At 70.9% G+C, this 21,966-nt stretch carries 15 protein-coding genes and 2 pseudogenes; 12 read left to right on the top strand and 5 right to left on the bottom strand.

What is annotated here, in order from left to right; all coding sequences use genetic code 11:
* The 6 genes from AB0C19_RS31855 to AB0C19_RS31880 all read left to right on the top strand — a co-directional run.
* Positions 1–1,695, top strand: a 1,695-nt coding sequence (locus tag AB0C19_RS31855; RefSeq protein ID WP_357191334.1) for a serine hydrolase, incomplete at its 5' end; no start/stop codon positions are given.
* Between the two features lie 25 nt (positions 1,696–1,720).
* A complete protein-coding gene (locus AB0C19_RS31860) occupies positions 1,721–2,689 on the top strand; it encodes an ornithine carbamoyltransferase (RefSeq protein ID WP_357191336.1) in 969 nt (322 codons plus the stop codon).
* Entirely contained in the window at positions 2,659–3,957 is a 1,299-nt protein-coding gene (locus AB0C19_RS31865; protein ID WP_357191338.1) for an MFS transporter, read from the top strand. Before AB0C19_RS31860 ends, AB0C19_RS31865 begins: the two co-directional genes overlap by 31 nt.
* Complete coding sequence (locus AB0C19_RS31870) at positions 3,954–4,709, top strand: alpha/beta fold hydrolase (RefSeq protein ID WP_357191340.1); 756 nt, start codon at positions 3,954–3,956, stop codon at positions 4,707–4,709. Before AB0C19_RS31865 ends, AB0C19_RS31870 begins: the two co-directional genes overlap by 4 nt.
* Before the next feature lie 16 nt (positions 4,710–4,725).
* Positions 4,726–5,670: a TauD/TfdA family dioxygenase gene (locus AB0C19_RS31875; RefSeq protein ID WP_357191343.1), complete on the top strand. Its 945-nt coding sequence runs from the start codon at positions 4,726–4,728 to the stop codon at positions 5,668–5,670.
* Between the two features lie 35 nt (positions 5,671–5,705).
* Positions 5,706–6,650 carry a TauD/TfdA family dioxygenase gene (locus tag AB0C19_RS31880; protein ID WP_357191345.1) on the top strand — a complete coding sequence of 315 codons (945 nt, stop codon included), beginning with the start codon at positions 5,706–5,708 and terminating at the stop codon, positions 6,648–6,650.
* Between the two features lie 178 nt (positions 6,651–6,828).
* On the opposite strand, the gene AB0C19_RS31885 is transcribed toward AB0C19_RS31880, so the two are convergent.
* From AB0C19_RS31885 to AB0C19_RS31900, 4 genes are all read right to left on the bottom strand, one after another.
* A complete protein-coding gene (locus AB0C19_RS31885; protein ID WP_357191347.1) occupies positions 6,829–9,306 on the bottom strand; it encodes an FtsX-like permease family protein in 2,478 nt (825 codons plus the stop codon).
* Complete coding sequence (locus AB0C19_RS31890; RefSeq protein ID WP_357191350.1) at positions 9,300–10,037, bottom strand: ABC transporter ATP-binding protein; 738 nt, start codon at positions 10,035–10,037, stop codon at positions 9,300–9,302. The genes AB0C19_RS31885 and AB0C19_RS31890 overlap by 7 nt, the downstream gene beginning before the upstream one ends.
* Before the next feature lie 128 nt (positions 10,038–10,165).
* Positions 10,166–10,945, bottom strand: a complete 780-nt coding sequence (locus AB0C19_RS31895) for an AfsR/SARP family transcriptional regulator (protein WP_357191352.1) — start codon at positions 10,943–10,945, stop codon at positions 10,166–10,168.
* Positions 10,946–11,130: 185 nt separating this feature from the next.
* Positions 11,131–11,664 (bottom strand): DedA family protein, encoded by a 534-nt coding sequence (locus tag AB0C19_RS31900; RefSeq protein ID WP_357191354.1) that lies wholly within the window; start codon positions 11,662–11,664, stop codon positions 11,131–11,133.
* Between the two features lie 180 nt (positions 11,665–11,844).
* Between AB0C19_RS31900 and AB0C19_RS31905 the strand changes: the two genes are divergently transcribed.
* The 5 genes and pseudogenes from AB0C19_RS31905 (at position 11,845) to AB0C19_RS31925 (ending at position 16,149) form a co-directional block, all read left to right on the top strand.
* Entirely contained in the window at positions 11,845–13,134 is a 1,290-nt protein-coding gene (locus tag AB0C19_RS31905) for a sensor domain-containing protein (protein WP_357191356.1), read from the top strand.
* A 47-nt stretch (positions 13,135–13,181) separates the two neighbouring features.
* Positions 13,182–13,766 (top strand): response regulator transcription factor, encoded by a 585-nt coding sequence (locus tag AB0C19_RS31910; RefSeq protein ID WP_357191359.1) that lies wholly within the window; start codon positions 13,182–13,184, stop codon positions 13,764–13,766.
* Positions 13,767–14,047: 281 nt separating this feature from the next.
* Positions 14,048–15,043, top strand: coding sequence for a helix-turn-helix domain-containing protein (locus tag AB0C19_RS31915; RefSeq protein ID WP_357191361.1), 996 nt, complete (start codon positions 14,048–14,050; stop codon positions 15,041–15,043).
* A 64-nt stretch (positions 15,044–15,107) separates the two neighbouring features.
* Positions 15,108–15,218: pseudogene (locus tag AB0C19_RS31920) on the top strand (transposase); the annotation flags it as partial.
* Between the two features lie 124 nt (positions 15,219–15,342).
* Positions 15,343–16,149 (top strand): FkbM family methyltransferase, encoded by an 807-nt coding sequence (locus tag AB0C19_RS31925; RefSeq protein ID WP_357191363.1) that lies wholly within the window; start codon positions 15,343–15,345, stop codon positions 16,147–16,149.
* 318 nt (positions 16,150–16,467) lie between these two features.
* Here AB0C19_RS31925 and AB0C19_RS31930 read toward each other — a convergent pair.
* Positions 16,468–16,937 (bottom strand): annotated as a pseudogene (locus AB0C19_RS31930) (tyrosine-type recombinase/integrase); the annotation flags it as partial.
* Positions 16,938–19,005: 2,068 nt separating this feature from the next.
* On the opposite strand from AB0C19_RS31930, the gene AB0C19_RS31935 reads away from it, so the two are divergent.
* A complete protein-coding gene (locus AB0C19_RS31935; protein ID WP_357191365.1) occupies positions 19,006–21,885 on the top strand; it encodes an AAA family ATPase in 2,880 nt (959 codons plus the stop codon).
* Positions 21,886–21,966 lie beyond the last annotated feature (81 nt).

Raw genomic sequence — 21,966 nt, forward strand, 5'->3', positions numbered from 1 at the left:
GAGTTGGGTCAGTGGTGCCGGGTGCGGTTGCCGGAGTACATGGTCCCGTCCGCGTTCGTCGGTCTCGACGTCATCCCACTCAACGCCAACGGCAAAGTCGACCGGCGGGCCCTACCGGCGCCCGACCGCGCCACGATGGACACCGCTGACGAGTTCGTCGCGCCGGAGACGCCCACCGAACGGCTCCTGGCCGGCATCTGGTCCGAGGTCCTCGGCGTCGACCAGATCGGCGTGCACGACCGCTTCGCCGACCTCGGCGGCCACTCGCTGCTGATGATCAAGGTGCTGGCTGCGGCCAGGCAGGCCGGGCTGACCGTCTCTATCTGGCGCATGTACCAGCACGAGACCCTGCACGCACTCGCCGCGGCCGTCGACGCCGACGAAGCCGAGGCAGCCGAGGAGGCCACGCAGGCCGCCGCCCCCGAACCCCAGGTGACGGTGTCGGCCGAGCTCCTGGCCGACCTGCTCTGGCGGGCCGGCGAGGCACCCGGGGCGCAGGACCCGAAGTTCGCCGTGGCCGCGGCCCTGGTGGACCGCGCCCGCGCGGCGGCGTCCCGGGCCGTCCTGCCGGATCTCGCCGACGGCCTCCGCGCTGTCATGGCGGAGAACCACGTGCCGGGCGCGAGCATCGCGCTGCTGCGCGACGGCGAGGTGGCGGAGACGCTCGGCCTCGGTGTGCTCGGCGCGGAGGCCGACCCGGCCGTCGAGCCGGGCACGATCTTCCAGACCGGGTCGATCAGCAAGCACCTGACCGCGTTCGCCGCTCTGCGGCTCGTCGCGGACGGGGTGCTGGACCTGGACCTGGACGTCGACGCGTACCTCACCTCCTGGCGGCCCGCGGCCGACGCGAACGCGCCGGGCCCGCTCACCCTGCGGCACCTGCTCGGCCACCGCGCCGGACTGGCCCGGCACCGCAGCGTCGGCTTCCGCCCTGGCGAGCCGGTGCCCACGCTGCTGGACCTGCTCACCGGACGGCCGCCCGCGGTCAACCCGGAGGTCCGGCGCGAGCTGGTGCCCGGGTCGGCGTTCCGCAAGTCCAGCACCCACTACTGGGTCGTGCAGCAGGTCCTCGAGGACGTCACCAGCGAAGCCTTCGAGCCGCTCATGCGCCGGCTCGTGCTCGACCCGCTCGCGATGACCAGCAGCAGCTTCGCGCAGGACTTCCCGCGTACGGCGGGGCGCAGCGTCGCGCTCGGGCACGACCGGCGGGGGACGGTGCTGGACGGCGGCTGGCGTGAGCGCGGGCACCTCGCGGCGGCCGGGTTGTGGTCAACCGCGGGCGACCTCGCCACCTTCGCCGCGCAGGTGCGCCGCTGCCTGCTCGGGGAGCCGGGGGCGCTGCTCGCCCAGCCGTACGCGCAGCAGCTCGTCGGCGCCGAACCGGGCAGCTTCTACGGGCTCGGCACGATCGTCGACGACACCGGCGCGGACCTCGAGTTGGGCCACGGCGGCGAACCCGCCGGCTACTGGAACATGGCGATCAGCCGGGTCACCGGTGGCTCCGGCTTCGTCGCCCTCACCAACGCCGACGGCGGCAAGGACGTCGTGCGGCACCTGACCGCCGCGCTCGCCGAGCGCGACGCATCCTTCGGCCGCGGCACTCTCGCGGCCGGCTGGGCGGGCACCGCCGGCCCCGACGCGGGCGCCGCGGCGGCCGTGCTGCGGCCCGTGATCACCGACGACGAGCGTGCCTGATCCGGCGCGCAGCCAGGGAGCGGACATGACCCAGCAACGCGTACGCCATCTGATCTCCATCGACGACCTTACCGACGACGACCTGCGGGCCATCGTCGCGCGGGGCGTGGAATTCTCGGCGGCCGCCGGCGACGGCACCAGCGGACGGGCGGCTCACACCCGCCCGCTCGCCGGGCGGGTGGCCGGCATCTACTTCAGCAGGACCTCCACTCGCACCCGTACGGCCTTCTCCGCGGGTGCGCTGCGGCTGGGCGCGCAGATCATCGCGTTCGGTCCCGCCGACCTGCAGCTGAACACGGGGGAGACCAACGCCGACACCGGCCGGGTCATGTCCCGGATGCTCGACGTGCTGGTCGCGCGGACCGCCGCTGACCCGGCCGAGATGCGCGAGTGGGCGGCGCAGGACCGGATGGCGGTCGTCAACGCGATGAGCGCCGACGAGCACCCGACCCAGGCGCTGACCGACCTCACCACGATGACGCGCCGCTTCGGCCACATCGACGGGCTGCGGGTGCTCTACGTCGGCGAGGGCAACAACACCGCCACGGCCCTGGCCCTGGCTCTCACCCGCTTCCAAGGCGTGACGCTGGAGATGCGCACCCCGCCCGGGTACGGGCTGCCGCCTGCGTACCGGCTCGGGGCGACCGAGCAGGCGGCGCGGTACGGCTGCTCGTTCGCCGAGCGCCACGACATGGACGACCTGCCCGCCAACCTCGACGTCGTCTACACGACCCGCTGGGAGACCACCGGCACGGTCAAGCCCGACCCGCGATGGCGGGAGGTCTTCGCACCATTCACAGTGGACGCCGGGCTCTGGCAGGCCAGCCCGAAGGCCGTGTTCATGCACGACCTGCCGGCCAACCGAGGCGACGAGGTGAGCGCCGAGGTGCTCGACGGTCCGGCCAGCATCGCGTTCGACCAGGCGGAGAACAAGATGCACAGCGCCATGGCTGTGCTGGAGTGGTGCCGGCCCGCGGACGGCTCGCCGCGGTGACCGCCGTCGGCCAGGCTCCGCCCGGCAGGGACGCGCCGCCGCCGCTGCGCCGCAACCGCGACTTCCTGCTGCTCTGGTCGGGCGCCGGCGTCTCCTTCGTCGGCGCCCGGGTCAGCGCCGTCGCCTACCCGCTGATCGTCCTGTGGCACACCAACTCGCCGCTGGCGATGTCCGCGGTCTCGTTCGCGGCGCTGCTGCCGGTGCTGCTCGTGCAGTTGCCGGCCGGGGCGCTCACGGACCGGTGGGACCGCCGCCGGCTGATGATCACCTGCGAGGCGGGCCGTGCGCTCGTGCTCGGCAGCGTCGCCGTGGCGCTGGCGCTCGGCTTCGTGTCGGTCGCCCACCTCGCGGCGGCGGCGTTCGTGGAGACCAGCCTCGCCGTCTTCTACAAGCTCGCCGAGCGCGGGGCAGTACGCAACGTCGTGCACCCCGCCCACCTCGGGCAGGCCCTGTCGCAGAACGAGGCACGCAGCCGGGCCGCCGGCCTGATCGGTCAGCCCGGCGGGGTGCTGCTGCATACCGCGGCGCGCTGGGCCCCGTTCTCGTTCTCGGCGCTCGCCTCGTTGATCTCCCTGGTCGCCCTCCTGCTCATCAAGAAGGAGTTCCAGGGCGAACGGGCGCCTCGCCGCAAGCTCACCGCCGAGGTGCTCGACGGGCTTCGGTGGCTGTGGCGGCAGCGGTTCCTGCGCGGAGCGCTGGTTTTCGTGGCGCTCAGCAACATCCTGTTCCAGGTGCTCGCCCTGACCCTGATCGTCGTGGTCAAGGAGGAGAACCGCAGCCCGGCGACGCTGGCCGTGATCGTCGGCATCGGCGGGATCGGCGGCGTCGCGGGCGCCCTCACCGGCGGCTGGTGGCTGCGCCGCCTCACCCAGCGCGCGACCCTGCTCGGCGGCGCGAGCGCCTGGGCGGTGCTGATGAGCGCCATGGCCTTCACCCGCAACCCCGTCGTGCTCGGCGTGCTGTTCGCCGCGACCGGCTTCGTCGGCGCGATCTTCAACGTGACCGCCGCGGTCTACCAGGTACGGGTCACACCCGACGCGCTGCAGGGCCGGGTCGCGGCGGCGATGAACATCGTCGGCTCCGGCACCAACGCGCTCGGCGCACTTGTCGGCGGCGTGCTGCTCGCGGCCTGGGGCGGGGGAGCGACCCTGCACACCATCGGCGCCGCGATGGCCGTGCTGGCCCTCGCGTGTGCGCTGAGCCCGGCACTGCGCGCCGAGGACCGTGCCGTGGGTGTCTCCCGATCCGAGCAGAGCGGACAACGATGACCGACATCCGCCGGCAGGCCCGGCCCGAGGACTGGTTCCGCGCGTACCGCCGGGTCGTCGAGCCCCGCGTACGCCTCGTCTGCTTCCCGCACGCCGGCGGCAACGCCCAGCTCTTCCACGGCTGGTCCGCGCTGCTGCCGGCGGACGTGGAAGTGCTCGCGGTGCGCTACCCGGGCCGGCAGGACCGGCTCGCCGAGCCGTGCGCGACCGACATGGCCGAGCTCGCCGACGACATCACTGCGGCGCTGAGCCGGTGTCCGCCGCGCAGCGTCGCGTTGTTCGGGCACAGCATGGGCTCCTCGGTCGCATACGAGGTCACGCTCCGCCTGGAGGCTGCCGGCATCCCGGTGCGCAGGCTCTTCGTCTCGGCCCGCGCGGCCCCGCACCAGGCCCAGCGGACGGGGCTGCACGAGCTGGGCGACGACGCGCTCGTCGCGGGCGTCCGAAGGCTGGGCGATCTCGGTTCGGCGGCGTACGACAACGCCGAGCTGCGCGAGCTCCTGCTACCGGCACTGCGCGCGGACTACGCCCTCATCGAGGGCTACCGGCCGGCGGCTCCGGCCCCGGTGCGCGCTCCGATCACCGCGTACGTCGGCGACCGTGACCCCGGATGCGCGCCGGAGCGCGTCCGCGGCTGGTCCGATCTCACCGCGCCCGGGCGGTTCGAGCTGCACAGCTTTCCGGGTGACCACTTCTACCTGGCACCGCGCCAGGCCGAGCTCGTCTCGCACATCACGAGGCGGCTGTCGTGAACGAGAGGGTAAGTCAGTGACGCAGACGGAGCACACCAAGGTCTGGTCCCCGCTGGAGATCCCTGCGGTCGGCCGCAGCGGGCCGCAGGGGATCGTCGCACGCCTGGGCGACCTGGGCACCGAGCTGGGCGACCTGCTCACCGAGCACAAGGCGCTCGTGTTCCGGGGCTTCGGCATCACGCCGGAGACGCTGGACCCGGTCTTCGACCACCTGCTGCCCAACCGGCTCGCGTACGTGCACGGCAACTCTCCGCGAACCAAGGTCGGCAGCAACGTCTACACCTCCACGGAGTATCCGCAGGAGTTCACCATCTCGATGCACAACGAGATGAGCTACGCGCACGCCTGGCCGACCCGGCTGGCCTTCTACTGCCAGGTGCAGCCGGGCGGCGGGGGCGCCACGCCCGTGCTGGACGCGGCCCTGTGGCTGAACTCGCTCGACCCGGAGGTCCGCGAGGCCTTCGCCGGCGGCGTGCGCTACGTGCAGAACCTGCACGACGGGTACGGCTTCGGCAAGAGCTGGCAGGACACGTTCGAGACCACCGACCGGGCGCAGGTCGAAGCGTTCCTCGCCGACGCGGGTGCCACGTGGGAGTGGAAGCGCGACGGCAGCGTCCGGATCTGCTCGGTGCGCCCCTCCACCATCCGGCACCCGGTGACCGGCGTGGAGGTGTGGTTCAACCAGGCCGATCAGTGGCACACCGCCGGACTCGGCGACGACACCGCGGCCGCCCTGGCCCAGATCATGCCGGAGGAGGACCTGCCGCAGCACGTCACCTACGCGGACGGCTCGCCCATCCCCGCCGAGTACATCCTGCAGATCCGCGACCGAGGGCTGGACAACGCCGTCGACGTCGACTGGCGGGCCGGCGACCTCATGGTCATCGACAACATGGCGCTCGCGCATGGCCGCCGGCCGTTCACCGGCGGCCGCCGGGTCCTCGTCGCGATGTCCGACTGAGTCGCGGCCGACGGCAACGAAGGGAGCACGCCGACATGACGAGCAGCATCAGGCAGACGGTGGCCGCGGTCCGGCGGGCCCCGCACCCCGGCACCGATGTCCACGACTACATCCGGGACAACCGCGAGGACCTGCGCGCGAACCTCAGGGACCGGGGAGCCGTGCTGCTGCGCGGCTTCCCGGTCGGCGGGGTCGAGGGCTTCGACGGTGTGGTCCGGGCGTTCTCCGGCTCGGCCCCGCTCACGTACGCGGAGCGGTCTTCGCCGCGCAGCACCATCCAGGGGCAGGTCTACACCTCGACGGACTACCCCGCCGAGGAGGAGATCTTCCTGCACAACGAGAACTCCTACCAGGCCGTTTGGCCGCAGACGTTGTACTTCTACTGCATCGAGCCGGCGCACACGCGGGGCGCGACCCCGCTCGCGGACATCCGCGAGGTCTACCGCAACCTCGACCCGGCCGTACGCGAGGAGTTCGAGCGGCGCGGCTGGCGGGTGATCCGCAACTTCCACGCCGACTTCGGTGTGCCGTGGCAGCAGACCTTCGGTACCGACGACCGGTCCACAGTGGAGGCATACTGCCGCGACAAGGGCCTGACCCCGCACTGGCGCCCGGACGGTGGCCTGCGGACCGTGGCGGTGCGCTCCGCGGTGCACACCCACCCGGTGACGGGCGAGCGGGTTTGGTTCAACCACGCCACGTTCTTCCACGTGACCACGCTCGCGGAGGACGTTCGGGAGGGGATGCTGGCGATCTTCGAGGAGGAGGATCTACCGACCAACACGTACTACGGCGACGGCGGGCGCATCCCGGACGACGTTATGGACCACCTGCGCGCCACGTACCGGGCCGCGTCGTCCCGTTTCGACTGGGAGCGCGACGACGTCCTGGTCGTGGACAACATGCTGGCCGCCCACGCGCGGGAGCCTTTCACCGGGCCCCGCCGGATCGCGGTGGCGATGGCGGAGCCGTCCGCCTGAGCCGTTGCGCGGCAACTGCGCGACAAGTCGTGCCCCCAGACATCCCGGCCGCACCCGGCGGGACTGTCTGGGGGCACTGGTCCTTCGGGTCGCCGGGAGCCCGCAATGGGGGAAACGGGCTCCCGGCGGGACCGACCCGAAGCGGTCGGTGCCCGGCGCTGTCAGGGCCGGGCGGCGCTCACTCGCGGGCGCCGGCCAGCTCCACCGGGCGGGTGCGCAGCGCGCCGGCGGCGGGCAGCACGGAGGCGACCACGGCGACCACCACGCACGCCCCCAGCGTCGCCGCGAGCGTCTGCCAGGGCAGCACCACGCTGGACCAGACCGACAGGGCGGCCAGCGAGCCCCAGATGCCCAGGATGTTGACCACCGTCACGATCGTGCCCAGCACCGCGCCGACGACCACGACGGTCATCGCCTCCACGGCGACCAGGATGAGGATCTGCCGCTTCGTCGCACCGGCGAGGCGCAGCACCGCGAGGTCGCGTACCCGGTCGGAGGTGGCCATCACCATGGTGTTGCCCAGCGCGATGCCGGTGTAGATCAGCGCGATGCCGAGCACCACCAGGTAGCCGACGCGGGTCTGGCGGCTGTTGCTCGGGTACTCCGACTGGATCCACTCCGCCCGGGTCTGCACATCCGCGCCGGTGGGCTGCAGGGCGGCCCGGACCGCCGCGGTCCCGGCGCTCGCGTCGGCGCCTGCGGCCCAGGTGACCTCCAGCCGATCCGGCGTGACCCCGGGAGCGTTGCGCGGGGTCAGGTAGACGCCGTTGTTGCCGGTGCCGGCGGCGATCACGGCCGCGATCCGCAGCGACTTCTTGGTGCCGTCGCCGAGCCACACGTCGACCTGCTCGCCGACGGTGTGCTGCGCCCACTCCTCGTTGACGACGATGCTGCTGTCGTCGAGGTCGGCGATGTCGCCGGCCTGCACCGGCAGCTTGCGCGCTGCGGTGAGCTCGCCCGGGTCGACGGCCTGCGCGTCCGAGCGGATCAGCGCCGTGCCCTCCTCGAGGGTGTAGACGGCGGTGGCGGCGCTGGCCATCACCGTGGCTCCGGGCACCTGGCGGACCTGCGCCACCGTCTGGGCGGCGAAACCCCCGGCGGCGTCGTCGGCCTGCACGATCAGGTCGGCGCGGGTCTGCTCCCGGATCTCGTTCGCCTTCGCCTCGTTGATGGTCGCCGTCGCACCCAGCAGCGAGCCGGCCAGCGCCACGGTCACCAGCACGGGCGCCGCGATCGCCGCGGTGCGCCGCACGCCGGCGGCCGCGTTCTCGCGCACCAGCATGCCGGTGGCGCCGGGCAGTTGGGCCGGGAGCCACGCGAGCAGCCGGGTCAGCGGCCGCACGAGGATCGGCGCGAGCAGCGCCACCGCGGTGATCAGCAGCATCGGCTGGGTGGTGTATGTCTTGCGGTGCAGCGCCTCGCCCGGGTCGGCGATCAGCCGCCAGACGAGCATGCCGAGCCCGGTAGCGAGCAGGCCGGCACCGAAGATCCAGCGCCCCAGCGTCATGGCCCTGGTGTCCACCGAGGCCTCCCGCAGCGCCTCGACGGGACGGATGCGCCCCGCCCGCACCGTGGCGACAGTGACCCCGCCGAGCGCGACGAGCAGCCCGGTCCAGAACGCCACGTGGTACGGCCAGGTGTACGCCCCGATGGTGAACCACGGGGGCGCGAGCTGTTCGTCGACGAGCAGGCTCGCGAGCCACGGGGCGCCGTACGAGCCCAGCACACACCCGGCGACCGAGGCGAGCACGCCCACCACCACCGCCTCCATGAACATCATCGAACGCACCTGCCGCGGGGTGGCGCCGGCGGTGCGCATCAGCCCGATCTCGCGGCGCCGCTGGGCGACGGCGAAGGCGAAGGTGGACGCCACCACGAAGACTGACACGAACGTGGTGACGCCGCCCGCCGTGCCCAGCAGGGCGTTCATGGCGATGAGGGCGTCGCGGTCGCGGTTGGGCTCCGGGTCGGCCTTGTGCCGGTCGCTGCCGGTGAGCACCTGGACGTCCGAGCCGGCGCCGACCACCGTACGCACCATCTCGGGCGCCGCCTGCACGACCAGGTTGTCGATGCGCGGCGAAAGTTTGGTGGCCTCCGCGTCGGCGAAGAAGATGGGCTCCTCGAAGCGGGCCGGCGCGACCACGCCGGCGACCGTACGCGTGCTCAGCCCTGCCGGCGTGCGTACCGACAGCGCCTTGCCGACCAGGGACGCGTCGCCGGGGAGCACCACCTCGGTGGGCATGCGGGGCTCGTGCCCGGCGGTCAGCCGGTATCCGCCGAACGCGGCGATCGACCACGGGTGCCCGACCAGGCCGTCGTCGCCGCCGGGTCCGACCACGCGTACGGGGAACGACCGGTCGGCGACCGTGGGGGCCTTCGCGGCGAGCGCCTTGGCGACCTCGGGCGCGACGCCGCGCGGCTGGGCGAGGGGCTGGGTGCGGTCACCGATCGGCGAGGGCACCCGCAGCTCGTCGGCGCCGCGCACCACGACCGGCGCGCCGGCGAAGCGCTCGGGCTTCTGGTCGGGGGCGTCGAGGGTCGACGCGAGCCCGAGGCCCATCGTGGCGATCAGCGCCACGCCCAGCGCCAGCGCGACGAACGTGCCGACGAGCGTCACCCAGCGGGTCCGCAGGGTGCTGAGGGTCACGGTCAGCACGCGACGATCTCCATCTGGGTCATCCGGGCGGCGACGGCCTCGGCCGTGGGCGCCTCGAGCTCGCCGTTGAGGTGGCCGTCGGCGAGGAAGACGACGCGGTCGGCGTACGACGCGGCGACCGGGTCGTGGGTGACCATCACGATCGTCTGCCGCTGCTCGTCCACCATGGCCCGCAGCATCGTCAGGACCTCGCGGCTGGTGGTGGAGTCCAGCGCGCCGGTGGGCTCGTCGCCGAAGAGCACCTCGGGCTGGGTGATCAGCGCCCGGGCGATCGCGACGCGCTGCTGCTGGCCGCCGGACATCTCGCCCGGCCGGTGCTTGGCCCGACCCGCGAGCCCGACCTGGGCCAGCACGTCCTGCACCTGCGAGCGGCCGGGCCGGCGCCCGGCCAGCCGCAACGGAAGCGCCACGTTCTGCTCGGCGGTCAGCGCCGGCAGGAGGTTGAAGGACTGGAACACGAAGCCGATGCGCTCGCGGCGCAGCAGGGTCAGTTTCGTCTCGTTGAGCGTCGTCAGGTCCGTCTCGCCGAGCAGCACCGAGCCGGAGGTCGGCCGGTCGAGGCCGGCCGCGCACTGCAGCAGCGTCGACTTGCCCGATCCGGAGGGGCCCATGACGGCGGTGAAGGTGCCCTCGGTGAAGGACAGGGAGAGGTCGTTCAATGCGGTCACCGCTCCGTCGCCCGCGCCATAGGTGCGGGTGACGTTGCGGAGCCGGATCGCGTCACGGGTCATGGTTCAACCTTGGTGTACGGCGAGGCTTTGCACAGCCTCGCGGGAGCGAATCTTTGGGGTAGTGCTAGCGATACCGGGAAGGGGCACCGGCGTCGGGAGACGCCGGTGCCCCTTCCCGGGTGGAACGGTCAGACCGTGACGAGCGCGGACTCCCGGCTCAGGGCCGGCGTGCGCTCGAGCTCACTGTTGAGCACGGCCTGATAGGTGCGGGTGATGTGCGCTCCCGGATCCACGCCGAGCTCGTCGGCGAGCCGGCGGCGCCCCTCGTGGAAGATCTGCAGCGCCTCCGCCTGCCGTCCGTTGCGGCACAACGCCGTCATCAGCTGGGCGCGCATCCGCTCCCGCAGCGGGTGGTCGGCGACGAGCCCGGTCAGCTCGGCGACGAGCTCACGGTGCCGGCCGAGCATGAGATCGGCCTCCACCCTGTTCTCCACCGCGGCGGTCCGCAGCTCCTCCAGGCGAGGCAGCTCCACCGCGGCCATGTGCTCCGTGACGTTGGACAGCGCGTGGCCGGGCCACAGCTCGAGTGCCTCCCAGAGGCAGTCGCTGGCCCGTTCGTACCGTCCGTCCTGCAGCGACTGGCGGCCCTGTTCGGCGAGGTCCTCGAAGCGCACGAGGTCCACCTGAGCGCCGCCGGTGCGGATCACGTACCCCGGAAGTCGGCGCTCGATCTCCGCGCCGCCGCCGAGCTGCTTGCGCAGCCGCGAGACGTACGTGTAGATCTGGGCGCCCATCGTGACCGGTGGCGACCAACCCCACAGCAGGTCCGCCAGCCGGCCGTCCGAGACCACCCGTCCCCGGGCGAGCAGCAGCGCCGCCAGGACGGTCGTGACCTTCGTGCCCGAAAGGGTCACCCGGGTCATGTCGTCGCGGGTCGCCTCCACCGGACCGAGAATCCTGAATTCCATGTATCCCCCGCTGCCGAACCGTGTTGGGTGCCCACCGGTCATGGGCGATCAACCCGGAGTAATCCTCCGGGGTCCCAACCTTCACCCGGGCGTCCCTACGGCGTCAGGAGGCTGCGATGGCAGCAGGTTGCCACGTGCGAATCCCGCAATGGGGCGACAAATATGGAAGTCTTACGAGTATTCGCTCACGTAACGAGGCTGGTGACACTGCCTGCCCCGCGGGCGACGAGGACGCCGATGAGCGTCCAGGTCACCGCCCACACCACGCTTCCCGCCACCGACCAGGTCAGATACGCGCGCCAGGGGGTCCGTACCATGCCGCACAGTGTGGGCACGAGCGTGCGCAACCCGGGCAGAAACCGTCCGATGAGGACGGCCGCGCTGCCCCGCCCCTCGACCAGTTCGAGCGCCTTCGCGGTGTGCCGGCGGCGCAGCCCGTCACCCCTCGCCGCGGTGGACGCCGCCGCCTTCCACCGCTTACCGGCCCAATATCCGATCAAGTTGCCGAGCACGGCGCCGAGCAGAGCGGCGGCGATGGTCGCGGGTAGCGGGACGACCCGGTGCGAGGCGAGTATCCCGCCCACGACCACCGCGCTCTGTCCCGGCACCAGAATGCCGATGAAGGGAACTGCCGCCTCGAGCGCGGGAAGCAGCAGGACCACCAGCAATGTGCCCCACAGTCCCAGCATCATGACGTTGCCGGCCAGCCAATCGGTCATGGGGTGCTCACCCTTCAGTGGGGTGGTCGTTGCGGTGCGGATGCACTTCATCAAGAGAACAGGATTTGTGGGCCCGACACACGCCTCCGGAAGTGAGTCTTGTTGGTAACGCAGGCACTACCTCCGCCGGTCGCACCTGCTGGCTGGAAACGCGATCACCGGCCGTCTACGGTTGTCCAGGTGAGCGCGCAAAACGTATGGCAGGCCCTGGCCCGGCCGGCTTTCCTGCTGTCCGGGTGGCCTTTGCGCTCGATCGGATATCTGATCGCCAATGCTCTGACGGGATTGCTGACGCTGGTCGTCGCGGTGCTTCTGCTCTCGGCCGGCGGACTGCTCGCGGTCGTGGTCGTCGGCATCCCGCTGCTGGGCGCGATCGCCCTGCTCGGCCTGCCCGTGGCGGTCGTCGAGCGCTGGTCGCTGCGGATGATCGACGCCCGGCCGGTGCCCGACGCCCACCGCATCCCGCCGCGCCCGGGGCTCACCTCGTGGCTGCGGACCCGCTTCACCGAGCCGGTCACGTGGCGCGAGCTCGGCTACGCGGCGCTGCTCATGCTGGTGCTCTGGCCCATCGACCTGCTCGCCGTGACCCTGGGGGTGACCGTGCCGCTCGCGCTGCTCGCCACCCCGCTGCTGCTCGCCACCGTCGGCGAGGGCGAGCAGGTCAACGTGCTGAAGGCGTACGCGGTCACCACCTGGTCGGGCGCGTTCGCCGCCTGCGCCGTGGGGGTCCTCGCGCTGGTCGCCTGCGCGTACGGGCTGGGCCTGCTCGCCGGCTCGCGCGGGGCGCTGGCCCGGGTCCTCATCACCTCGACCGGCAGCCAGCTGGGGGAGCGGATCACCGAGCTGACCCGCTCCCGGGTACGCCTGGTCGACGCATTCGAGGCCGAGCGCGGCCGTATCGAGCGGGACCTGCACGACGGCGCCCAGCAACGGCTCGTCACCCTCACGATGATGCTCGGGGTGGCCCGGCTCGACGCGCCGGCCGGACCGCTGGCGGAGCAGCTGACCCGCGCGCACGACGAGGCCGGAATGGTTCTGGTGGAGCTGCGGGAACTGATCCGCGGCATTCACCCGCCGGTCCTCACCGATTTCGGCCTGGCGGAGGCGGTGGATGATCTCGCGGCCCGCTCGGCGATCCCGATCGACGTTTCCCTGACGGTGCCGCAACGATTCTCCCGGCCGATCGAGTCGACGGTCTATTTCGTCGTCTCGGAAGCGCTGTCGAACATGGCCAAACATTCCGGCGCCGACCGCGGGGAGATCTCCGGCGGATATGCGCAAGGCCGCCTGACGGTGAGCATCTGCGACAACGGTCGTGGCGGCGTCGACATCGACGCAGGGACCGGCCTGCTCGGCCTCGGTGACCGGGTCTCCGTCGTCGATGGCAGACTGACGCTGTCCAGCCCACCGGGCGGACCCACCCGAATAGTTGTGGAGATTCCTTGCCAGCCGCTTCCGAACTCCGAATAGTCCTCGCCGAGGACGGCGTTCTGCTGCGGGAGGGCCTGATCGGGCTGATGGCGCGGTTCGGTCACCGGGTCGTCGCCGCGGTTTCCGATGCCGACGGCCTGCGAGAAGCGGTCGAGACGCACGACCCCGACGTGGTCGTGACCGATGTGCGCATGCCGCCGGGATTCAAGAACGAAGGGCTGCGCGCCGCGGTGGAATTGCGCCGCACACACCCGGCCCTGCCCATCCTCGTGCTGAGCCAGTACGTCGAGACGATGTACGCGACGGAATTGCTGAACGCCGGCGACGGAACGGGCGTCGGCTACCTGCTCAAGGACCGGATCGGGCAGGTGGAGGAATTCCTCGACGCCCTTGACCGGGTCGTGGCGGGTGGCACAGTGGTGGATCCCGAGGTCGTGCGACAGATGCTGCGCCGGCGCCGCAATCCCCTCGAAGCGCTGACCAACCGTGAGCGCGAGGTGCTGGCTCTGGTCGCCGAGGGCCGGTCCAACGCCGCGATCGCCGCGAAGCTGGTGGTCACCGAGGCGGCAGTGGCCAAGCACATCCGCAACATCCTCTACAAGCTCGACCTCCCGCAGACCGAGGAGAACCACCGGCGCGTGCTCGCGGTGCTCACTTTCCTGCGATCCTGAGCCCTGACCTGCGGATCCTCGCCCTCCGCCCGGGCTCGCCGCGTTCGGTGCCCGGCGCGGGCCGAGCCCGGGGATCGATGGCATCTTCCGGCCATGGCAACTTTCTGCCACCGCCTCCAAACAGGACTGAAACCTAACTTGCGCGCCTCGTTCACCACCTTCGATGGGGTTCGCCGGGTTTAAGGGCCTTGGGTTGGCGACGTTGTTTCGTGCAGAATTCCCACCGTCCGTCGCGCTCCGCCGCGGGTGGTGCGGTTCGGTGGTCATGGGGGAGGAGCAGGATGCTGGCCGATCTCGGCTTGGGAACGGATGCTGAGGCTGTCTATCAGCAATTGCTGAAACATTCGGTAGCGACCGCAGTTGATATATCTCGACAATTGAAATGGTCGTCACAACGGGTGCACGCCGCCCTCGAGGAATTGGCAAGGCTCTCCCTCGTGCGCCCGTCGCTGGAGGCGCCGGACGCGCTGCGGCTCATCCATCCGGAGATCGGCCTCGGCATGTTGCTTCAACGTCGGGAGGCTGACCTGCTGGAACGCCAGCGAGCAATGGTCGACACGCGCGCCGCGATCAGCCAAATGGTCGTCGAATACGGCGAGACCCGTCCGCATTCGGACCGGGTCAGCGTACAAGCACTGACCGACCTGGATTCCATTTACGCCTGCAGCGAGCGACTATCACAAACCGTCGTCAGCGAGGTGGCCGTCGTCGCCCCGAGCGTCTTCCGCGGCCCGGAAGGACGGGTCTTGGAAACGGTCGACACGCGCCTGCTGTCCCGGGATGTCACTGCACGATGCATTTTCCTGGACAGCATCGTGAACGACGCCGAATCCACCTCCCGCGCCTGCACCCTGATCGACGCGGGCGCCCAGATCCGCACGGCGCCCTACCTGCCGCCCCGCATGACCATCTACGACCGGGCGACCGCCATCCTCGACCTGGACCCCGAATGCCCCGGCAGCGGCGCCCTGGTCCTGACCGGCGCCGCACCCGTCGCCGCACTGCACGCGCTGTTCGAGAACGTCTGGCGGCAGGCGAGCCCGCTCGGCAAGGGCGAGCAGACACCGGACGAGGAACTGACCCGGCAGGAGCGAGTGATCACGGAACTTCTCGCCGCGGGCTACACGGACGAGGTGGTGGCCCGCAAGCTCGGCGTTTCGGTCCGCACGGCCAGGCGCATCGTGGCGTTCCTGATGAAGCGGTTGCGCGCCAGCAGCCGCTTCCAGGCCGGCGTCCGCGCTGCCGAACGGGGCTGGATCAGCTCCGGCCGGGTCTGAACCGCTCTGGCCGGATCGAACGGCTGCGGCCGGAGCTGAACCGCTCCGGCCGGAGTGGGTGCCCTCGACGTGGCGTGACCTGCCGGAACGGTTCGGGCCGTGGAAGACCTGCCACGAACAGCTACGCCGCTGGACCGCGGACGGCGCCTGGGATCGGATCCTGGCCGCAGCGCAAGTCCGCCTTGCGCCGCGCCTCCGCAGCGGGGCCAGGGTTCGGGCGGGTCCCGCGATATAGATGCCGTATAGCGACCACCCCCACGCTGGCGTGACTTCGCGCTCCTGGAAGGGACGGTTCAGCCATGGACACAGGGACACGCCCGGCCCCGAGCCCGCGCCCGTTCGAACCGGTCGAGGTGCGTCTGCCGGGTCACGCTCCCGTCTGGGGCGTGGGCTCGGCCGAGACCATGTCAGTGTGGCGCGAGATGACCCCGGACGGCATGTACGGCCGCGCCGCCGCCCGTCTGCGCCCGGGCGACCGCGTACTCGACATCGGCGCGAACATCGGGCTGGCCTCGGTGTTCTTCCACGATGTCCAGCCGGGGATCACGACCGTCGCCGTCGAGCCCGCCCCCGACCTGTACGCCTGCCTGCAGGCCAATCTCGCCGCGCACGTCCCCGGCTCACGGGCCGTGAGGGCTGCGATCACCGACCACGTGGGTCACAGCAGGTTCGTCTATTACCCGAACGCCCCGAGCAACTCCGGGCTACACGCCGACCCGGTGACCGATGACGCGCTGACCCGCCGCTACCTGGAGAACTCCGGTGTGGAGGAGGAGTTCATCGAGATGGTGCTCGAGGGGCTGCACGACGGTGTGAGCCTCGAGGTGCCGACGCTGACGGTCTCCACGCTGCTGCGCGAGCGCCCGTACGGCGACATCGCGCTGCTCAAGGTCGATGTCGAGCGCGCCGAGCTGGAGGTGCTGCGAGGTGTGGAGGCCGCCGACTGGCCCCGTATCGGTGAGGTCGTGGCCGAGGTGCACGACGAGTGTGGCCGCCTCGACGCCTGTTGCGAGCTGTTGCGGGCGCAGGGCTTCCGCATCAGCGTCGATCAGGATCCCGCGCTGGCCGGGACGGAACTTTATGAGATCGAGGCCCGACGCGCCTGACCGGGGGCGCGATGCCTCACATCGGGGTGCCGTACCGTCCAGGCCCGCACGGTGTGTTGGATGCCGCCGTCCGGTCCGATCGGCACGCGCCGGCGCAGCGCATCGTGCACGGCGGCCTGCTGGTCGCTGCTCAGCGACTTCAGGCCTGTCAGTCGGGTGTGCTGAACGTGCGGCATTGTTGGCGGGTGGCGGTTTCGCCTCGGGTGAGACGGCGAAGCACCCGGAGGGGGTCGCTGCGGCATGGGCCACGCGCCATCGGCGTTTCTTGTCGGAAGATCGAGAAGGCCCCTCTGTCGTGCCTGGTGACTGACTGAGTGACTACGCTTCACCGTCGAAGATCCGATCCATGGCGACTGCGTCGCCCAGGAGCACCGGCCGTAGTTGGTGCCGGTAGACGCTCTCGGTGACCGCCGTGCCTGAGTGGCCGCAGAGGTCCGCGATCTGTTCGAGGCTCATGCCGCTGTCCGACAGTAGGGACACGAAGCTGTGCCCGGGGTGTCCAGTCGCGCGGGTCGAGGCCCGCTTTGGCGACGACGGGGCGGAAGGCCCGAAGCATGTTGTGCCGGTCGAGGGCCGTGCCGGCGGTAGAGGCGAAGACGAGGTGGTGAGGGACAGGCTGGCCTTGGCACTCGCGGTGGGTGGTGAGCGCGGTGACGCAGCGGGCCGGCAGAGCCAGGGTACGACGCGACTTCCTTGGTCTTGGTGTCTCCATCGGCGCGGACCGAGCGCCAGACCTGAATGGATGGCGGCACCGGGGGATCGTTGGCCGGCTTGCCGGCGAGGTCGACGTTGGTGTCGCAGGGAATGACGCACCCGCAGATCGCTCAAGTCGTCGGCATGACACGCGCCCGCGTTGGACAGCTCCCATCGTCTGGACCCCGACCGGAACGAGCGATGCTGGGCAGTGGCCCACTCACCGACGCGGTCGGCGGCAATTTCGAGGCGGGCAGAACAACCCCTTACGCGGTCGTCTCCGCCGAAAAATGCTGGCCGCGTACGAGAAGCTGTCCAACCTGGCCCGGGGACTCGCCTTGAAGACCGAGTACGAGGTGGTGCCCCCTGCCGTTCGTCGGGCAGGTGCTCGCGTCCGATCCGAAGCTGGGCTTCGGCGTCGGTCTGTGCCCAGCACTATCGATGCTGGTCGGCGGTCCACAGAAGATCGGTAATGGCAAATTCCGGTAGCTCAAGTTCAGCCGCCGGGGTGACTTGGAACGTCCCACCCGACGCCTCCGGCGTCCAACCAGCACTCAGCCCGTAACAGACAAGAACGCGTACGTTCGCAGCTGTCGGGAACGGATACGTTTCCCCACTGCCATGCACGTCGGTCTCGACGTACCGATAGCCAGAGGCAACGGTGGGTTCCGAGGAGGGCAGCTCGGTCAAGTCGACTTGTAGGACACGGCCGTTCTTTCCTGAACCCCACACGCGGAGCCTTATGCAGCGGTGCAGACGACCGTCGGGGCCAGATACGGATCGGATGTCGGCCTTCCAGGTGGCGGCGTCGCCACTGTGACCAGCGCAAACGGTGGGCGATGCTACGGGTCGGTCGGGCGAGCAGGACGTTGATCAGACGGCCGATCTCGTTGACGGTCAGCCCGATCATGTCGGGCTGAGCGTGGCGGTCTGCTGCTCGGGCATCCGTGGCGCAGATCGCAAGGACGGCGAGGGCGGCCAGGGCGAGGGTGGTGAGCCGGTGCCACGAGGTCCAGCGGCGGACTTGGTGCTGGTCAAGACCGACCTGACCCTTTCCGGCCTGGAACGACTCCTCCACGATCCAACGAAGCGATGGTCTACTACGCCGAGCACGATGCCTACCGGCCTGAGTGACTAACTGGATGACGATCACGGAGTACACGGCTGGACGTTGGCGGACGACGATGGACGCTGACGCCAGCCCAAGGCGTGCGTTGAGGGAGCTTGACGGGTTCTGATCGTTGCCTGGGGGCCAAGGGGGCGTCGGTACGAATCCGGCCGTCCGGTCAGCGCGGTGGGATCTTCGCAAGGTTTTGTCGGTCCCCCGTTACCCCCCCCGAAAATCCCGTCCGTGGTTGACGGTCAGTGACAAGAGGTGATCAACGCTTGATCGGGCCTGTGCGGCTCCGGATCACCCCTGACAGCAAGCAGCGGCTCAAGTTTTTGCGGTTGGCCACCGCACCGGCTCGCCGGCTGGAAGCCGGCGGGGCGCAGACACAGGGTGACGACAACGCAGGAGGGTGTTGTCCAGGGTCTGGTTCGTCACGGGCACTTGGCGCCGGCTAGCGCAGGGAGCAGGCCGCTCGGCCCGATTCCCGTCGGCTGGATGCCTGCGGCTTTTCTGTGCTCGTCTCGTATGTGCTTGTTGCGTCTGCATGTTGCTGTTCGCATGTTGAAAATTGGCGGCAGGGGGCCGGTTCTGGCAGTGGGATTCCAGTCAATTGCGGTCTGGGAATCCTTTGCCGTCGGCTCATAGTGTGGGATGAGCGTCACGACTGAGGAGTAAAGGTGGAAATATGGCCGCTTCGGGCGATTCAATATGGACGGCCATTATCGTGGTGATATCAGATTGGGCGCGGCCCTCCGATGATTGTCCAGGTGGGCTGGTCGTAGCCCCGGAGCCCGGTAGTGACCTGGGGTTCGTTGGCGATAGCCCGGGCGTAGTAGACGACAGGTGATTTATTGGGTTTCATGGACATCATTCCACGCTTCTGACTACCGGTCCTTTTCTGCCGGTTGTGGTGCGATGCCGGGAAGAACTGCATCTCGCCGCCACCTGTTCAATAGGGGTTGACCGCCGCGGTTTGTTTCGACAATTGGCGGTGCTCCGGTATAGTGCGACCAATTCCCATTGAGTGTGCCGGAAGGCGTCTGGTCTGCGTGATGACACCTGGGCTGGAAAGCGCATCATCGAGCCCGCGCTTCGTCGGGCGACGACCACAGTTGGCACGTATCGGGAGAGCCCAGGCCGCCGTGCTGAGCCGTGGCTGGCAAATGGTCTGCGAGGTGGTCGGAGAGCCGGGCATCGGCAAGACCCGGTTCGTCCGCGAGGCCCTGGAGCGGTGCGACTCCACAGTCCCCTCGGCCGTCGGGACCTGTTCGCCGGATGAGCGAGGAGTCCCCTTCCATGTGTTTCGACATGCCTTTACGGAGGGGCAGTCACTCCGACGCGGGGTGCGTGCTGGACGGCCCACTGGGGAGAGCTGGGCGGAGTCCGTCGCCGCGGTGCCGGCGTCGCCGGCGCGGGCATCGGACGCCCGGCGGTTCCGGACTTACCAGCTGGCCCGCCGGCTGATCGGCCTGGCGGCACGGGACGGTCTGGTGCTGGTCCTCGACGACCTGCACTGGGCGGATGCCTCCTCCACCGGTCTGATCACCCACCTACTGCGGTATCCGGTGCCCGCCCCGCTGCTGCTCGTGCTCGTCTACCGCCCGCGGCAGATGGCGACCCCGATGCCGTTCGGGCTACCGGATCCCGACAAGCACGCCGATGTGGAACCGACGTCACGCGATCGGATCGAACTTCGCCCTCTCAGCCTCGCCGAGGTCGCGCTCCTGCACCCCCACATCGACCACGTGGAGCTGCGCGCCCGGTACGACCTGACCGACGGCAACCCCGGTTACCTGGCGGTGCTGCCGAGCGACCCCACCTCGAACAGCGCGGACCCGGTCCGTGAAGCACAGGGTGGCCGGCTGTCCGACGCGGCGGTGGCCGTGCTGCGCCGCGAGTGGACGGACCTACCCCCCGTCGAGCTGGCCTGTCTGCGGGCCGGGGCGATCGTCGACGCGCCCTTCACCGCGGACCTGCTCGCCGAGGTTGCGCAGGTCCCGACGTCACTGGCGGTCGAGGCCTGCTGGCGGCTGGCCCGGCTTGACCTGATCCGCCGCGTCCCCGGCACCGGACGGTTCGCCTCCCGGCACCCGGTGCTGCGGATGGCGGTCGCTCAGGACACCGACACGCAGTGGCAGGTGGAGGCGTGTGCGCGGGCGCTCACCGCGCTGGTCGATCTGGGCGCGCCACCCGCGGATCGGGCCCGCTACGCGGAGCGCCTGCTCGCCCTGCCGAACGGTGGCTGGGCCGACCGCTGCGTCAACGTGCTCTGCCGGGCCGCGCAGGAGGTCCGGCGCGAGACGCCGGACCTGGCCATCCGCTGGCTGCGACTGGCGCTGCGTGCGCTGCGGCCGACGGCCGGTCTGACGCGACGTCGCCAGGACGTGTCGCTCGCGCTGGCCGAGATCACCGGGGAGGCGGGGAACCTGGCCGAGAGCAGGGCCCTGCTCCAGGAGATCGTGCCGCTGTTCTCCGCCGACCCGGAGGGACGGCGGGCGCAGGCAGTAGCTCTCTGGGCGCGCGTGGAACGTCTGCTCGGCAACTACGCGGAGGCGGTGGCCATCAGCCGGCGGGAGCTGTCCGCCCTGCCAGCCGATGCCGGACCTAGCGACAGCTACCGCCTCGCCACCGAGATCGGCGTCGCCGGCATCCTGGCCGGCCGCCCCGTGACCGGGCTGCCCGACGTGCTCAGCGGAGATCTCGGCGGCTCCGGCGCGGACCGGGCCAGCCTGCTGGCGGTGCGTAGTCTGGCCGCCAACCTCGACGGCGCACTCGACGCCGCCCAGGGCTTGCTCGATGCCGGCGCCGGGATCGTCGACTCGCTGCCGGACCGGGACGTGCGGGACCACCCCGACTGCTTCACCGCACTCGGCCTGAGCGAGTTGTATCTCGAACGGCAGGCCGACGCGGTGCGGCACCTCGACCGAGGGCTGACACTCGTCCGCGCCTCGCACCGCGACGACGGACTGTGCCAGCTGCTGCTCGGTCGTAGTCAAGTGGCCTACCACGGCGGGCAGCTGAGCGCCGCCATCGGATTGGCTACCGAGGCGGGCATCGTTGCCCGGCGCATCGGCAGTCGCGACCTGTTGAGCTTCGCCCTGGCGTTCGAGGCGGAGGCGACGGCGTGGCGTGGTGGCCTTCGGGACGACGACCGGGCGGTGGCGCTGGCCCGCAGCGCCGCCGGAATCGCCACCGACCTCGCCACCTGGTGCGGTCGTACCGCCGCGACGGCGCTGGCGACCGCGGCGCTGCTGGCGGGTGATCCGGCGACCTGTGCCGAACTGGTGCGCTCAGCCGGCGGCGACAGCCGGCTGAGCCGTCTCCAGACGTCCCTCCGGCCCAGGTGGTACGAGCTGCTCTGCGCCGCCGCGCTCGCCGCGGGCGACGTGGCAGACGCCGAGCGGCAGGCGCGGCTGGCATTGGCCGAGGCGGATCAGGTCGGTCTGCCCGGGCAGCGGGGCTTCGCCGAGTCGGCGTACGGCGAGGTGCTGCTCGCCCGCGGCGAGGTCCGGGCGGCGTTGCTGCACCTGGAGACCGCGGCTGACCTGTTCCGCGCCGGCGGGATGGTGCTACGGCGCAGCCTCGCCCTGGCCTCCCTGGTCCGGGCAGCCGAAGCCGCCGACCAGGCCGGCCTGGCGGCGCGGGCCCGCCGCCGGGCGCTGGAACTGGCCGGGTGGTGCGGAACGGAACGGGTCGGCCTGCGACTGGCCCGTCCGGTCGGCCCGCGCGAGGTCGCCGCCCTGACCGACAGGGAGTGGCACATCGCGCGGCTGGCGGCGACCGGGGCCACCAGCCGACTGATCGGGCGGCAGCTGAACATCAGCCCCCGCACGGTTGAGGCGCACCTGACCCGCCTCTACCGCAAGACGGGCGTCGCTTCCCGGTCGGGCCTGGCCGCCTGGGTCGCTCGTCTCGATGACACCGATCGGTGACCGCATTCCAGGCCGGATGACGTCGTTCGGTGCAACGTCGACAGGCCGGGCAGCACGAGGCCGCGCCGCCACCGTCGTGGC

The sequence above is a fragment of the Micromonospora sp. NPDC048842 genome (assembly GCF_040649935.1).
In the GTDB taxonomy this organism is placed as follows: domain Bacteria; phylum Actinomycetota; class Actinomycetes; order Mycobacteriales; family Micromonosporaceae; genus Micromonospora; species Micromonospora hortensis.